This window comes from Achromobacter sp. 1L-A-4-B-C2 (assembly GCF_057291955.1).
This window is the reverse complement of sequence record NZ_JBXAWP010000004.1, coordinates 671,660-685,240: the sequence shown is the minus strand read 5'-3', so window position 1 is coordinate 685,240 and position 13,581 is coordinate 671,660. Positions and strand designations below refer to the sequence as shown.

Genomic DNA, 13,581 nt, shown 5'->3' with positions numbered 1-13,581 from the left:
CATGTCACGTATCGAAGCCGTAGAGTTGCCCCGGTCCTACCTGCTGTTGAACCACGGCCCCACCGTGCTGGTCACCAGCGCCCATGGCGCATCGCGCAACGTGATGGCGGCCGCGTGGGCGATGCCGCTGGATTTCAATCCGGCCAAGATGCTGGTGGTGGTGGACAAAAACACCTACACGCGCGAACTCATCGAAGCATCGGGCGAATTCGCGCTGTGCATACCGTCGCGCGCGCAGGCCGCGGCCACCTTGAAGGTGGGCTCGGAAACGGGCCGGGGCGTGGACAAGTTCGAACACTGCGGGCTGACCACGTTTGCCGCCAGCAAGATCGGCGCGCCGCTGGTCAGCGACTGCCTGGGCTGGCTGGAATGCAAGGTCGTGCCCGAACCGCACAACCAGCAGGCTTATGATCTGTTCATCGGCGAAGTCGTGGCCGCGTGGGCCGCGCCCGATGTGTTCTCGCAAAACCGCTGGCACTTCCCCCAAGACGAGCGCCGTTCGATTCACTATGTGGCGGGCGGTTCGTTCTTTGCCACCGGCCAGCCCTTCAACGTTTCAGAACCGGAGTAGCCCCTATGCGCAGCGTGTATCTTGCGGGGTTCGACGTCTTCCTGCCCGATGCCGTGGCGCATGGCCAGCGGCTCAAGGCCTTGTGCGCGACGTACGGATTCGAGGGGCTTTTTCCCTTGGACAATACGGCGCCGCAAGACCTGTCGGGCGCGGCACTGGCGCAGTGGATCTATCGCGAGAACGTCGCGCTGATCCGGCGTGCCGACATGGTGATGGCCAACTTGAATGCGTTCCGGGGTACCGAGCCGGATTCGGGCACGGCCTTCGAGGTGGGCTACGCCATCGCCTGCGGCAAACCGGTATGGGGCTATACCAGCCAGGCGGGATCGCTGATCGATCAGGTGGCGGTGGGGGCGGCGGCCGACGACGGCGCCGCGCGCATGGTCGACGCCGATGGCTACACGGTAGAAGACTTCGGCTTGAATCTGAACCTGATGCTGGCGTGCAGTGCGCGCATCGTGGTGGGCAAGGCTTCCGATTGCCTGGCCCGCATGGCGCAGGACGCCGGCGGGAGCCGGTAATAGCGCCAGTCGCCGCAGCTGACTTCGTCGCCGCTTACGTTGCCGCCGCTCACTTCGCCACCACTTACTTCGCCGCCTTCTTGCGCGTTGCCTTCTTCGCCACCGGCGTACCCAGATACCCCATCACCGCATCCACCACGGCCTCTTCCAGCTGCTCGGTGGAAAAGCCCGCGGGCGGCTCCAACGCCGCCGCGTGCACCAGCGATTCCATGATGCGCAGCACCACATAGGTCGCCAGATCGCGATCCTGCTGCGCGATCTCGGCCCGGTGCAGTTCCAGCAGATGCCGCATGCGGCGGTGGATGTCCTGGTCAGCCATGCTGTGTTCGCGCGGCGTGTCGAACAAGGGGAATTCCCGTTCCAGCACGCGGTGCAGCGCGGGTTCCAGCAGGTGTGCGTGCAACATGGCCTGCACGATGGCGGCCACGCGCTCTTGCAGCGTCGCGGCGGGATTGCTGTTCAGCACATCGTCGATGACATCCAGCATCTGGTTGTCATGGCGCTGGTGCAGCGCCGCGATCAGCGCGTTCTTGTTGGGAAAGTACTGGTACAGCGACCCGACGCTGACCCCCGCCGTTTCAGCGATCAGATTGGTGTTGGTGCCCGCGTAGCCGTGCGAGGCCAACACGTGAGCCGTCGCTTGCAGGATCGTATCGACGGTCTGCTGGGAACGGAGCTGGCGCGGCGATTTTCGGGGCTGGGGAATGGCGGTCATGGATGCGTTGAAAGGCGAGTATCAAACCTGAGCAATGGCTCATGGAATTTACGGCAGGCAATCTGATTTTTTACCCGCAAGCGCGGATTATGCCATCGACGAATTCTGTCGCGATGGTGTCAGATCGCCACGCCCTTTTCACGCACGCATTTCTCAATGCCCGACGTCAGACCGTGGCGGCCATTTCCAGCACTTCGTCGTCCACGGGCTGCGTCTGGCCGTCTTTCAGCTGTTGCAGGTGGTCGGCCAGTTCGGCGATGGTCAGGGCGACCAGGCCGTGCTGGGCGGCGTAGCGTTCAAGCGAGGCGCCGCGCATCATGGTGCCGTCGGGGTTCATCAGTTCGCACAGCACGCCGGCCGGGCGCAGGCCGGCCAGCACGGCCAGGTCGACCGAGCCTTCGGTGTGACCGCGTCGCGTCAGCACGCCACCGGGCTGTGCGCGCAGCGGGAAGACGTGGCCGGGGCTCACGATGTCTTCGCTTTGCGCGGTTGGCGAAATCGCCGCGCGGATGGTGGTGACGCGGTCCACGGCGGACACGCCGGTGCTGACGCCGTCGCGCGCCTCGATCGACACGGTGAATGCGGTGGCGAAGCGGCTTTGGTTGCGCGTGACCATGGGCGGAAGTTCCAGGCGGTCCAGCGTTTCGCCGGGCAGGCACAGGCAGACGATGCCGCTGCCGTCGCGGATCAGTTGCGCCATGACGGGCACGGTCAGCTTGTCGGCGGCGACGATAAGGTCGGCTTCGTTCTCGCGATCGAAGTCGTCCATGAGGATGACGGGACGGCCCAGGCGCAGATGATGCAGCGCGCGCTGCAAACGGGCGGCGAACGGTTGCGAAGCCAGGCTGGGGAGGGACTGCGGGGTATTGAGGTTGGACATTGAAACGCTCTCGCAAAATGAAGGGGGCGAAAAACGTTTCAGGGCTAATCGACAGCCAAGCGCAATACGACGTTCCAGGCGCAAGTGCGCCTGGAGGACGGGGTGTTGTGCCGGCACATCTTCTCTCATCCGGACTATGACCGTCGGCTCTGGCATCTCACCAGATCTGCTGACCCCGATGTCCGTGAAGGACGCCGGGCGCTCGCGGGCTCGCCACATTGCATGGCATACCGCCGGTGGGGAATTGCACCCCGCCCTGAAGACGTACTGCATGTCGTGTTAACGACATCGGCGATTGTACGCCTGTCCGCGCGGGGGGGTGGGACAGGCCGGGCGGGGAGCGTGTACGCCGAGTTTCAGGGGACGGATTTGTCGGCCGGGGCCGCCTGGGTCGGGGCCGTTTTGGTTGCTGCCCGCTTCGTTGCTGCCTTCTTCGGTGCAGCCTTTCTCGGTGCAGCCTTCTTCGTCGCTGCGTTCTTCGTCGCTGCGTTCTTCGTCGCGGCCTCCTTCGGTGCTGCCTTCTTCGCTGCGGCCTTCGTCCGCGGCTCCGCCACCTTCTCCGCCTTCTCCGTCACCGCCTCCGCCGCTTCCTTCGATGCCTTCTTATCCGTCTTCTTCTTCGGCAGCGCCAGCATCGTGCCTCGGCACGGCGGGGTGCCGCACAGGCAGCGGTAGCCTTCTTTCAGCGCCTTGGTGATGCGGCCGTCCAGCACCAGCCCGTAGTCGTACGACAGCTCGGTGCCGCGCGGGATGTCCTGCAAGGCCACGATGTAGACGCGCTTGCCGTGCTTGCCTTCCTGCGCTTCGCAATTGGGCTGGCAGGAATGGTTGATCCAGCGCGCGTCATTGCCTTGGTCGCCACCGTCGATCACGCGGCCGGAACTGAGCGCGAAGAAGAACGTGTGGAACGGATCGTCCGGGTTGGTCGGATGGCGCCGGTCGGCTTCCTTGGCGCTGATGCGCGCGCCGCCGTACTCGATGATGCGTGTGCCCGCGGGGATCTTGCGGGCGGCGAAGACGCCATTGCCATGCAACTTCGAGCGGCGAACGACGTGCCAGGGCTTGATCGGGGTGGCTTCGGTGGTCATGGAGGCGTGGGGCGAGACGGTGGGGGAATGAGACGAAACAGAATTATATCGACGCGCTTGTGACACGGATGACAGGCGTATAGTGAGCGCCGCCTTGTCTTTACTTGATATTCATCATGATCGTCCGTCCGCGGCCTTCCGCGTTGGGTTTGTTCTTTGTGTTGCGCGGTTCCATCATCCCGCGCATTCTCAGCAGGATCCTCGTCATCACGCTGTTGTCCTGCGTGGTGGTGTGGATGTACCACCGCCAGTGGTTCTCGCCCGCGCACCTGACGGCGGTGCCGTTTTCGCTGTTCGGGCTGGCGCTGTCGGTGTTCATGGGGTTTCGCAACAACGTCTGCTATGACCGTTGGTGGGAAGCCCGCAAGCAATGGGGCGACCTGATCGTGCAGGCGCGCAGCCTGGCGCGCGAAAGCGCTGTGCTGCTGGCCGCCAGCACCGCCAACCCGATCCAGGAACGGCTGGTGCGGCGCTGCATCGGTTTCGGTTATGGCCTGGCGGCGCGGCTGCGCGGGCAGGACATGGTCGATGCGGTGCGCCCCTGGGTGCAGCAAGACGAACTGGACACGCTGGCCGGTTGCCGCAACGTGCCCGACGCCCTGCTCATGGCCATCAACCGCGATCTGGCCGGCTGCCTGCGGCGCGGCGAACTCAGCGACATTCTTTACCAGGGCCTGACCCAACGCGTGGCCCAGTGCGCCGCCATCCAGGCCGCCTGCGAACGCATCAAGTTCACGCCCTGTCCGTTCGCGTATTCCTTGTTGCTGCATCGCACGGCATGGCTGTTCTGCCTGCTGCTGCCGTTTGGCCTGGTGGGCACGCTGGAATATCTGACGCCCGTGGCGGTCATCATCATTGCCTACACCTTCTTTGGGCTGGACGCGTTGGGTGACGAGCTTGAGGACCCCTTCGGCCTGGAAGAAAACGACCTGCCCCTGTCGGCGCTGGCCCGCGTCATCGAGATCGATTTGCTGGAAGGCCTGGGCGTGCGCCCGCTACCGGAACCGGCCGTGCCGCAGGACTACATCCTGCGCTGAGCGCCGCTTCAGGCCACCGGGCCGGTCAGCGGCAGCATCGTCTCCTTCAACCGACGCAGCACAAAGCAGGACTTGCTGTGGCGGATGCCGGGGATGCGGTACAGCTGCTCGCGCAGCAGCCGTTCGTAGTCGCGCGTGTCGCGCACGGCGATGCGGATGTAATAGTCGTAATCGCCCGACACCAGAAACGCTTCCAGCACTTCGGGGATGGCCGCCAGCGCGCGGCCGAACTCGTACAAGGTTTCTTCGCTGTGGCTTTCCAGCGTCACGTGCACGATGACCGTGTCCATGAAGCCCAGGCTGGCCGGGTCGATGTCCACGGTGTAGCCCCGGATGACGCCGGCGCCCTCCATCCGCTTGATGCGATTCCAGCACGGGGTAGACGACAGCCCCACCGCCGCGCCGATCTCATTCAAGCTGGCGCGCGCGTTCTCTTGCAGCACCTTCAAAATGGCGAGGTCAAACTTGTCCAGGTTCATTTTCTTTGATTCCTCCAAATCAAAGATGAATTTACTCCGGCTAACCCGTATTCGTGGAAAAGAAGATAAAAATTCTGCGCGCCTACGAATAAGATAGATAGCATGAACGATCGCCTGCACCCCACCGCCGCCGCCGCGCTAGCCGCCACCGAAGCCCCTCCTGCCAACGGGGCCAAGATTCTGCTCGATACGCTGATTGCGAACGGGGTCGATACCGTGTTCGGCTACCCGGGGGGCGCGGTCCTGCCGCTGTACGACGCCTTGTACGCGGAGCCGCGCCTGCGCCACGTGCTGGTGCGCCACGAGCAGGCCGCCGTGCACGCCGCCGAGGGTTATGCCCGCAGCACCGGCCGCACGGGCGTGGTGTTCGTGACCTCCGGCCCCGGCATGGCCAACACCACCTCCGGCCTGCTGGACGCGATGTGCGATTCGATTCCGGTGCTGTGCATCAGCGGCCAGGTCGCTACCGCCGCGATCGGCACCGACGCCTTTCAGGAATGCGATGCCATTGGCATTTCGCGTTCCGTCACCAAGTGGAATACCCAGATCCGCGCCGTGGACGACGTGGCCAACGTGGTGGGGCGCGCATTTGAACTGACCCGCCAGGGCCGGCCCGGCCCGGTGCTGGTGGACTTTCCGAAAGACGTCCAGCTGGCCGTCCCGCGCGACGCGGATGACGATGTGCCGGGCCTGCCGTCGCAGCAAAAGCTGGCCGCGCTGCGAGCGCGCCGGCAGTCGGGCAAGCTGGCGGCCAAGTTGCCGCAATCAGCCGTGCGCCGTGCTGCCGCGTTGATCGCACAGGCCAAGCGCCCCATCTTCTACGGCGGTGGCGGCCTGGTGAATGCCGGCCCCGAGGCCTGCCAGGCCTTCACGGATCTGGTGCGCCACACCGGCGCGCCGTGCACGTTGACGCTGATGGGCCTGGGCGCCTTCCCCGCGTCCGACCCGCGGTTTGTCGGCATGCTGGGCATGCACGGCACCGTTGAAGCCAACCTGGCCATGCACAACGCCGATCTGGTCGTGTGCATCGGCGCCCGGTTCGACGACCGCATCACCGGCAAGCTGTCCGAGTTTTGCCCGCACGCCCGCAAGATCCATATCGACATCGACCCCGCCTCCATCAACAAGGTGGTGCGCGTGGACGTGGCGTTGGTGGGCGACTGCCTGCCGCTGGTGCGCGCGCTGCGCGCCGAACTGGGCGACGCACCGCTGGAGCCCGCGCGCCTGGCGCCGTGGTTCAAGCGCATCGACGCATGGCGCGCGCAGGACTGCCTGGGCTTCACGCCCGCCGCCGACGCCATCTTGCCGCAGCACCTGATGTCCAGCCTGAACGCCGCGCTGGCCGATCGCGACGCCATCGTGTCCACCGACGTGGGCCAGCACCAGATGTGGGCCGCGCAATACCTGCGTTTCGACAAGCCGAACCGCTGGTTGACCTCGGGCGGCGCCGGCACGATGGGCTATGGCGTGCCCGCCGCCATCGGTGCGCAGGTGGCGCATCCCGACAAGACCGTCGTGTGCGTCAGCGGCGATGCATCGGTGCTGATGAACATCCAGGAACTGTCCACCGCCATGCAACACCAGACGCCCGTGAAGGTCGTGCTGTGCAACAACGGCTACATGGGCATGGTGCGCCAATGGCAGGAACTGATCCACGGCGGCCGCTACAGCCACAGCTATAACGCGTCGCTGCCTGACTTCGTGGCGCTGGCGCGCGCGTTCGGCTGGGGCGCGGCGCGCGTGGATGATCCGGCCAAGCTGGACGCCGCGCTGGCCGAATGCCTGGCGCATGACGGGCCGTACTTTCTTGACGTGGCCGTGACCGCGCAAGAGAACTGCTTTCCGATGATGCCGGCGGGCCACGGCCACCAGAAGATGATGCTGGCCGAAGGCGTCTGGTACCAAGACGAGACGACCTGATCGCCTAGAACTGGATCGACAGGCCGCCGTCCACCACCAGCACGTGCCCGTTCACGTAGGACGCGGCCGGTGACGCCAGGAACACCGCCGCGCCGGCGATTTCTTCCGGCTCGCCCCACCGGCCCGTTGGATTGCGCGCGGCGATGCGCGGGCCGAAGTTCGGGTCCGCCACCATGGCCGCATTGGTTTCCGTGGCGAACGTGCCCGGCGCGATGGCGTTGCTGGTGATGTGCTGGCCGCCAAATTCTGCCGCCAGCGCGCGCACCATGCCCGTCAAACCCTGCTTGGCGGCGGGATAGACCGCGTCGCCCGCCCTCGCCAATTCCCCCACCACCGACGTGATCGCGATCAGGCGCCCGCCGCCCTGGCGCACCATGCGTTCGGCCGCGAACTTGGCCAGCAGCATGCCGGCCACCAGATCGGTATCGATCAATTCGCGGATTTCGGCCGGCGTTGTGTCGCGCAGCGTCTTGCGGTTGCGTGCGCCCACGTTGTTGACCAGCACGTCCAGCCGGCCATGCTCGTCATCGATGCGTTGAAAGGCGCGCGCCATGTCGGCGTCGTTGCTGACGTCGAACGGCAAGGCATGCGCGTCCAGGCCCGCATCGGCCAGCTCGGCCACGGCGGCGTCCACCGACGCGCTGTTGCGGCCGTTGATCAACACGCGCGCGCCGCAGCCGGCCAACGCGCGCGCAATGCAAAAGCCCAGCCCGCGCGCGGACCCGGTTATCAGCGCCACCTGGCCCGTCAGGTCGAAGTTACGCAAATAGGGAAGAGTGCTCATCAATGCTGTCCCGAATGTTCCATGGTCATTCCCTGAATTCCGGCGCCCAATGCAGCAGCCGCCGTTCCAGCCAGGTCACACAATAAACCAGCGCGATACCGACGATGGACAGCAGCGTTACGGCCGCGAACATGTCGGTGGCGTTCAAGGTGGCCAGCGCGGTGATCATCAGGTAGCCCATGCCCGTGGTCGACCCGACGAATTCGGCCAGCACCACGCCGATCAACGCGAAGCTGATGGCGTTAGGCAAGGCGGCGAACGTCCAGGCCGCGGCGGTGGGTATGCGCACCCGCCACAGGATCTGGCGCGGCGAGCCGCCCAGCGTGCGGCAGAAGTCCACCAGTTCACGCTCGACGCTGCGCCCGCCCTTGTAGGTGTTGAAGAACACTAGGAAGAACACCACGAACCACGATGTCACCACCTTGGAAGCCAGCCCCAGGCCGAAGAACATGGTGATGAGCGGCACGAAGGCGATGCGCGGCATCGAGTTAAACGCCACGATGAACGGGTTGAAGACATCGGCCAGGAAGCGGCTGCGGCTAAGCGTCATGCCGACGATAAAGCCGCTGCCCACCCCCACCACCAGCCCCACCATCGTGGCTTGCAAGGTCAGCCAAAGATGCGGCCACACCGAGCGCGGGCCGGGTTGCAGCCATTCCCACAAACGCACCGCCACGCGGGACGGCTGGCTGATGAAGAACGGGTCGAACAAGGTGTTCTGCGTAAACCACGGAATGCGCGTCAGCGTTTCCCATGACCCAAGAATGACGGCAAGAATCAGCACCTGCCACAACGTGATGCGGACTCGGCGCTTGATGCCGGCGCGGCGGTCCAGCCGTAGCTGGTCCTGCAAGGAATTTGAGGTTTCAGTCGGAATCATGGGGCAGGAAGAATCAGGCGGCGGCGCGGAACTGCTGGCCCAGCACGCTCCAGAGGCTTTGCACATGGGCGACGAACTGCGGCGTTTCGCGCAGCGTGAACACGTCGCGCGGATGCGGGATGCGGATGCGTTCATCGAGCAGCACGCGGCTGGGCGGGCCGGACAGCACCACCACGCGGTCCGACAGCAGGATGGCTTCGTCCAGGTCGTGCGTGACCATCACGATGGTCTGGCCCAGCTTGCGCCAGATCTCCATCAGCTCGCGATGCAGGTGCGTCTTGGTGTGTGTGTCCAGCGCGCCAAAGGGCTCGTCCAGCAGCAGGATGCGCGGCTCGACTGCCAGGCTCATCAACAGCGCCACGCGCCGCCGCATGCCGCCCGACAGCTGGTGCGGATAGGCGTCGGCGAAGTCGCTCAGGTGGCCAAGCTCAAGCAGTTCGGCCACGCGCTGCGCGATCTTGTCGGCGGCCACGCCGTGAAACTTCAGCCCCAGCGCCACGTTCTTCTTGACGCTGAACCACGGCAGCAAGGTGTCTTTCTGAAAGATGTAGCCCAGCGCAGGCGGCACCTGCCCGTCCACTTGCCGGCCGTCCACGTGGATGCTGCCGGTGGTGGGCCGCAAAAAGCCGGCGATCATGTTCAGCAGCGTGCTCTTGCCGCAGCCCGAGGGGCCGACGATGGAGACGAATTCACCCGCTTCGATGGTCAGGCTGACGTCGCCCACCGCATGCGTCGTGCCCTGGCGTGACTGGTACGCCTTGCCGACCTTGTCCAGCGTAATCATCAAAGGCCCCGCGCTTTGCGCACGAAGCTCATGTTCACGCATTTGGCATAGGGCACGGTCTTGATTTCGTCATTGGAAAACTGGCGGCCGTCGCCCATGATGGCCGTCATGCGGTTGTATGCGTCTTCGGTGATGATGTTGTCTTTCAAGAACACCGTGTCTTTGTAGACGCCCAGTGTTTTCTCGATGGCGGCGCGCGGGAACGCGCTGAGGTAGTCGTCGTAGATGACGTCGGCGATGCCCGAGGCCGGGGTGGCGGTGATGAAGTCCTGCGCCTTGACCATTGCGCTGACGAAGGCCTGCACCACTTCCGGGCGCTTCTGGATGGTGTCTTGCAGCGTCAACGCGGCAATGCCTGGCACGTCGCCGCCCATGAATTCGTTCCACGAGGCTTCGGTGGTGGCGTCGAAAATCGGCACGCCCCATCCTTCCTGGCGAGCCTGTTCCATCATCGACATGGTGGCCATGCTGGCGGATACCGAGCCGGTCTTGAGCGCGCCCAGCATCGTGGCCAGATCGCCCAGGGGCCGGATGTCGACCTTGTCGGCCACGCCGGCTTTCTGCATCAGGTACAGCGCCATCAGCCAGGTGCTGGACTGCGGTTGCGTGGCGCCGACGCGCTTGCCGGCCAGGTCTTTCAACGACTTGATCTTGCCGCTTTCGAAGTCTTCGCGGCGCACGATGATGTTGGCGTACGTCAGCTTGCGGTCAAAGCCGAACACCAGCGTGGCGGCCTTGCCGGCAATGGTCAGCGCGGGGGCGGCCGTGGCGGCGGTGGCGCCGAACACGATCTGGCCGGCCGCCAACAGCTGGTTGGTGCGCGGGCCGCTTTGCGAATTCAGGTATTCAACGTCCAGGCCGCCTTCGTTGAAGTAGCCCTTCTTGAGCGCCACGTAGCCGGCCGCGAAAAAGGGATCGATGCTGCCTTGTCCGTAGACGACGCGGCCCAGCTTGGGCTGGGCAAACGCAACGCGCCCGTCAAGCAAGGCGACACCGGCCAGGGCGCCGGCGGCGGTCAGGATGCGGCGGCGCGTGGTGAAGCGGGGGCTGTGGGTCATGTCGTCCTCGAATTGATTTTTGGTTGGCGCTTTTGGGTGGCGCTGTTTGGCGTAAACAATACCCCAGCGTGTGCGGCCCAACAATGGAAAACGCCCGGGTTGTCCGGGCGTGGGTCGGCAAATGGCAGCCGGGTAAGGGATCAGGCGTGATCAGGGGCGAGTGGCTCCGCCCTTTTCGTTGCGCCTGGATTCCCGTTACGAAGCGGTTTTCTTCGGCGCGGCCTTTTTGACTGCCTTCTTGGCGGCGGTCTTGGTGGCCGTCTTGGTGGCTGTCTTAGTTGCGGTTTTCTTCACCGCCGCTTTCTTGGCCGGCGCTTTTTTCGCTGCCGTCTTCGTTGCCGTTTTCGTCGCCGTTTTCGTCGCCGTCTTCGAAGCGGTCTTGGACGGGGCGCGACCCGGTTTTTCAGGACGCGGCTCGAACTCGAAGCCGATCTTGCCGTCGGGCTGACGCACCAGGAATGCCTTGAACTTGCGGTTCGTGCGGCTGGACACAAAGCCGTCCAAGAGGTCGGTGCGGCCCGTGGTCAGCAGCTTGCCCATCTGTTCGGCCGAGATCTCCTGTTGCAGGATGACCTTGCCCGAGCGGAAGTCGCAGGTCTTCTCAGGCCCGACCGACTTTTCGCAAACGTAGCTCATGCCGTGCTCGAACACGCGCGACTGGCACTTGGGGCAGGGGCCGACCGGCGTGTGGCCGGAGAAGTCCACCGCTTCGGTGTCGTCTTCGTCGTTCTGGCCGAAGTCGAACTCCAGCTTGTACTCGTCGCTGATACGCAGAATGGCGGCAAACGGACGGCCCATCTTGCTGATGAAGCCTTGCAGCGGACCGATCTCGCGCTTGGCCAGCAGCTCTTCGACTTCCGGCAGTTCGAACGTGCGGCCGCCCGGATGCTTGCCAATCGAGAAATCGCAGGCGGTGCAGGCAAAGCGGCGATAGTTTTCCTTGACCACCGCGCCGCACTTGGGGCACGGCGTTTGCAAGGTGGCGTAGTCGCCGGGCACCGTGTCGCGCTCGTATTCCTTGGCGCGCTTGACGATCACCTGGGTCATCTGCGCGATTTCGCGCATGAAGGCCTCGCGGCCCAGGCCGCCCTGCTCGATCTGCTTGAGCTTGTGTTCCCACTCGCCGGTCAGTTCGGGCGAGGTCAGTTCGGTCACGTCCAGGCCGGACAGCAGCGTCATCAGCTGGCGCGCCTTGGCGGTGGGCACCAGGTCGCGGCCTTCGCGGCGCAGGTACACCTCGTTGAGCAGGCCTTCGATGATGGCGGCGCGCGTGGCCGGCGTACCCAGCCCGCGTTCGGACATGGCTTCGCGCAGTTCTTCGTCGTCCACCAGCTTGCCGGCGCCTTCCATGGCGGACAACAAGGTGCCTTCGTTAAAGCGGGCGGGCGGTTTGGTCGAGAGGCCCACGGCTTCGACGTCTTCCGTGCGCACCGTTTCGCCATCGGCAACCGGCACCAGGTTGGCGTCTTCGCCTTGGGCTTCCTTGCCGTACACGGCCAGCCAGCCCGGGGTGACCAGCACCTTGCCGTCGGTGCGGAAGCGATGCCCCTGCACTTCGGTCAGGCGCGTGGTGACGCGGTATTCGGCCGCCGGGAAGAACACGGCCAGGAAGCGCTTGAGCACCAGGTCGTACAGCTTGGCCTCGGCTTCGCTCAGGTCGTGCGGGATTTGCAGCGTGGGGATGATGGCAAAGTGATCCGACACCTTCTTGTTGTCGAAGATGCGGCGGTTGGGCTTCACCCACTGCTGGCTGACGACGGTGCCCGCGTGGCGCGACAGGCCGCCCACGGCGTTCGAGCCGCCCGTGGCCAGCGCGCGCATCGTTTCCTGCACCGTGGTGATGTAGTCCTCGGGCAGGTAGCGGGAGTCGGTACGCGGATAGGTCAGCGCCTTGTGGCGTTCGTACAGGGTCTGGGCCAGCGACAGCGTGGTCTTGGCCGAAAAGCCGAACCGGCCGTTGGCCTCGCGCTGCAACGACGTCAGGTCGTACAGGGCCGGCGACATCTGGGTCGACGGCTTGGATTCTTCGGTGACGTTGCCCGGCTGGTCGCGGCAGGCTGCCACCACGCTTTGCGCGGCGGCGGCGGACCACAGGCGCGATTCACGCTTTTCCGGGTCGCGGTCGTCTTTCTTGAATTGGGGGTCGATCCAGCGGCCTTCGTACAAGCCGGCGGCGGCGATGAAGGTGGCGCGCACTTCCCAGTAGTCGCGGGGCACGAAGCGGCGGATGCGCTCTTCGCGCTCGGCCACGATGGCCAGCGTGGGCGTTTGCACCCGGCCCACCGGCGTCTTGAAGAAGCCGCCGTCCTTGCTGTTGAAGGCGGTCATGGCGCGCGTGCCGTTGATGCCGACCAGCCAGTCGGCTTCAGCGCGCGAGCGGGCGGCCGCTTCCAGCGGCTTGAGCTGCACGTCGTCGCGCAGGTTGGCGAAGGCTTCGCGGATGGCGGCCTGCGTCATCGATTGCAGCCAGAGGCGCTGAATCGGCTTTTTCACACCCGCATACTGAATGATGTAGCGGAAGATCAGTTCGCCCTCGCGTCCCGCGTCACAGGCGTTGATGATCGAATCGACGTCCTTGCGCTTGGCCAGGCGGACCAGCAGCTTCAGGCGTTCCGCCGACTTCTTGTCGGTGGGGCCGAGTTCGAATTCCGGCGGAATCACGGGCAGGTGCGCGAAGCTCCACTTTCCCTTGACCGGATCATTGGGCGCGACCAAGCTCAGCAAATGGCCGATGCTGGATGCGAGTACGTAACGTTCGCTTTCAAAATAGTCGCCCTCGCGCGCAAAGCCTCCCAAGGCGCGTGATATATCAAGGGCCACCGAGGGCTTCTCGGCAATAATCAGCGTTTTATTCATGTGTATCC

12 protein-coding genes, 1 pseudogene and 1 riboswitch are annotated in these 13,581 nt (G+C 64.9%); of the genes and pseudogenes, 4 read left to right on the top strand and 9 right to left on the bottom strand.

Annotated elements, in window-relative coordinates:
- Position 1: 1 nt before the first annotated feature.
- Together AC0Z35_RS21680 and AC0Z35_RS21675 are read left to right on the top strand one after the other, a co-directional pair.
- Positions 2 to 571, top strand: coding sequence for a flavin reductase family protein (locus tag AC0Z35_RS21680; protein ID WP_104144749.1), 570 nt, complete (start codon positions 2 to 4; stop codon positions 569 to 571).
- Positions 572 to 576: 5 nt separating this feature from the next.
- A complete protein-coding gene (locus tag AC0Z35_RS21675) occupies positions 577 to 1,092 on the top strand; it encodes a nucleoside 2-deoxyribosyltransferase (RefSeq protein WP_046804000.1) in 516 nt (171 codons plus the stop codon).
- A gap of 64 nt (positions 1,093 to 1,156) precedes the next feature.
- Here the strand turns inward: AC0Z35_RS21675 and AC0Z35_RS21670 are convergent, their stop codons facing one another.
- From AC0Z35_RS21670 to AC0Z35_RS21660, 3 genes and pseudogenes are all read right to left on the bottom strand, one after another.
- Positions 1,157 to 1,807 carry a TetR/AcrR family transcriptional regulator gene (locus tag AC0Z35_RS21670; protein ID WP_485132678.1) on the bottom strand — a complete coding sequence of 217 codons (651 nt, stop codon included), beginning with the start codon at positions 1,805 to 1,807 and terminating at the stop codon, positions 1,157 to 1,159.
- Between the two features lie 166 nt (positions 1,808 to 1,973).
- Complete coding sequence (ribB, locus tag AC0Z35_RS21665) at positions 1,974 to 2,687, bottom strand: 3,4-dihydroxy-2-butanone-4-phosphate synthase (protein WP_120153324.1); 714 nt, start codon at positions 2,685 to 2,687, stop codon at positions 1,974 to 1,976.
- Positions 2,688 to 2,800: 113 nt separating this feature from the next.
- Positions 2,801 to 2,955: riboswitch (FMN riboswitch) on the bottom strand.
- A gap of 313 nt (positions 2,956 to 3,268) precedes the next feature.
- Positions 3,269 to 3,775 (bottom strand): annotated as a pseudogene (locus AC0Z35_RS21660) (SET domain-containing protein); the annotation flags it as partial.
- Positions 3,776 to 3,891: 116 nt separating this feature from the next.
- Between AC0Z35_RS21660 and AC0Z35_RS21655 the strand changes: the two are divergent.
- Positions 3,892 to 4,812, top strand: a complete 921-nt coding sequence (locus AC0Z35_RS21655; protein WP_104144636.1) for a bestrophin family protein — start codon at positions 3,892 to 3,894, stop codon at positions 4,810 to 4,812.
- Between the two features lie 8 nt (positions 4,813 to 4,820).
- Here AC0Z35_RS21655 and AC0Z35_RS21650 read toward each other — a convergent pair whose 3' ends face one another.
- The gene (locus AC0Z35_RS21650) at positions 4,821 to 5,291 is read right to left on the bottom strand and encodes an Lrp/AsnC family transcriptional regulator (RefSeq protein WP_046803995.1); all 471 of its coding nucleotides are present in this window, start codon (positions 5,289 to 5,291) and stop codon (positions 4,821 to 4,823) included.
- Positions 5,292 to 5,384: 93 nt separating this feature from the next.
- On the opposite strand from AC0Z35_RS21650, the gene ilvB reads away from it, so the two are divergent.
- Positions 5,385 to 7,211, top strand: coding sequence for a biosynthetic-type acetolactate synthase large subunit (gene ilvB, locus AC0Z35_RS21645; protein WP_314355953.1), 1,827 nt, complete (start codon positions 5,385 to 5,387; stop codon positions 7,209 to 7,211).
- Between the two features lie 4 nt (positions 7,212 to 7,215).
- Here the strand turns inward: ilvB and AC0Z35_RS21640 are convergent, their stop codons facing one another.
- From AC0Z35_RS21640 to AC0Z35_RS21620, 5 genes are all read right to left on the bottom strand, one after another.
- Positions 7,216 to 7,995, bottom strand: coding sequence for an SDR family oxidoreductase (locus tag AC0Z35_RS21640; RefSeq protein ID WP_046803993.1), 780 nt, complete (start codon positions 7,993 to 7,995; stop codon positions 7,216 to 7,218).
- A gap of 25 nt (positions 7,996 to 8,020) precedes the next feature.
- Positions 8,021 to 8,875, bottom strand: a complete 855-nt coding sequence (locus AC0Z35_RS21635; protein ID WP_120153330.1) for an ABC transporter permease — start codon at positions 8,873 to 8,875, stop codon at positions 8,021 to 8,023.
- A 13-nt stretch (positions 8,876 to 8,888) separates the two neighbouring features.
- Entirely contained in the window at positions 8,889 to 9,659 is a 771-nt protein-coding gene (locus AC0Z35_RS21630) for an ABC transporter ATP-binding protein (protein WP_485132677.1), read from the bottom strand.
- Positions 9,659 to 10,717, bottom strand: a complete 1,059-nt coding sequence (locus tag AC0Z35_RS21625; RefSeq protein WP_046803990.1) for an ABC transporter substrate-binding protein — start codon at positions 10,715 to 10,717, stop codon at positions 9,659 to 9,661. Before AC0Z35_RS21625 ends, AC0Z35_RS21630 begins: the two co-directional genes overlap by 1 nt.
- 195 nt (positions 10,718 to 10,912) lie before the next feature.
- Positions 10,913 to 13,573, bottom strand: a complete 2,661-nt coding sequence (locus AC0Z35_RS21620; protein WP_485132676.1) for a DNA topoisomerase III — start codon at positions 13,571 to 13,573, stop codon at positions 10,913 to 10,915.
- Positions 13,574 to 13,581: the final 8 nt, after the last annotated feature.

Coding starts and splice junctions, on each gene's coding strand:
- AC0Z35_RS21650 (WP_046803995.1), bottom strand. CDS start 5,291: ATGAACCTGGACAAGTTTGACCTCGCCATTTTGAAGGTGCTGCAAGAG.
- AC0Z35_RS21670 (WP_485132678.1), bottom strand. CDS start 1,807: ATGACCGCCATTCCCCAGCCCCGAAAATCGCCGCGCCAGCTCCGTTCC.
- AC0Z35_RS21630 (WP_485132677.1), bottom strand. CDS start 9,659: ATGATTACGCTGGACAAGGTCGGCAAGGCGTACCAGTCACGCCAGGGC.
- AC0Z35_RS21620 (WP_485132676.1), bottom strand. CDS start 13,573: ATGAATAAAACGCTGATTATTGCCGAGAAGCCCTCGGTGGCCCTTGAT.
- ribB (WP_120153324.1), bottom strand. CDS start 2,687: ATGTCCAACCTCAATACCCCGCAGTCCCTCCCCAGCCTGGCTTCGCAA.
- AC0Z35_RS21680 (WP_104144749.1), top strand. CDS start 2: ATGTCACGTATCGAAGCCGTAGAGTTGCCCCGGTCCTACCTGCTGTTG.
- AC0Z35_RS21655 (WP_104144636.1), top strand. CDS start 3,892: ATGATCGTCCGTCCGCGGCCTTCCGCGTTGGGTTTGTTCTTTGTGTTG.
- AC0Z35_RS21635 (WP_120153330.1), bottom strand. CDS start 8,875: ATGATTCCGACTGAAACCTCAAATTCCTTGCAGGACCAGCTACGGCTG.
- AC0Z35_RS21640 (WP_046803993.1), bottom strand. CDS start 7,995: ATGAGCACTCTTCCCTATTTGCGTAACTTCGACCTGACGGGCCAGGTG.
- AC0Z35_RS21675 (WP_046804000.1), top strand. CDS start 577: ATGCGCAGCGTGTATCTTGCGGGGTTCGACGTCTTCCTGCCCGATGCC.
- AC0Z35_RS21625 (WP_046803990.1), bottom strand. CDS start 10,717: ATGACCCACAGCCCCCGCTTCACCACGCGCCGCCGCATCCTGACCGCC.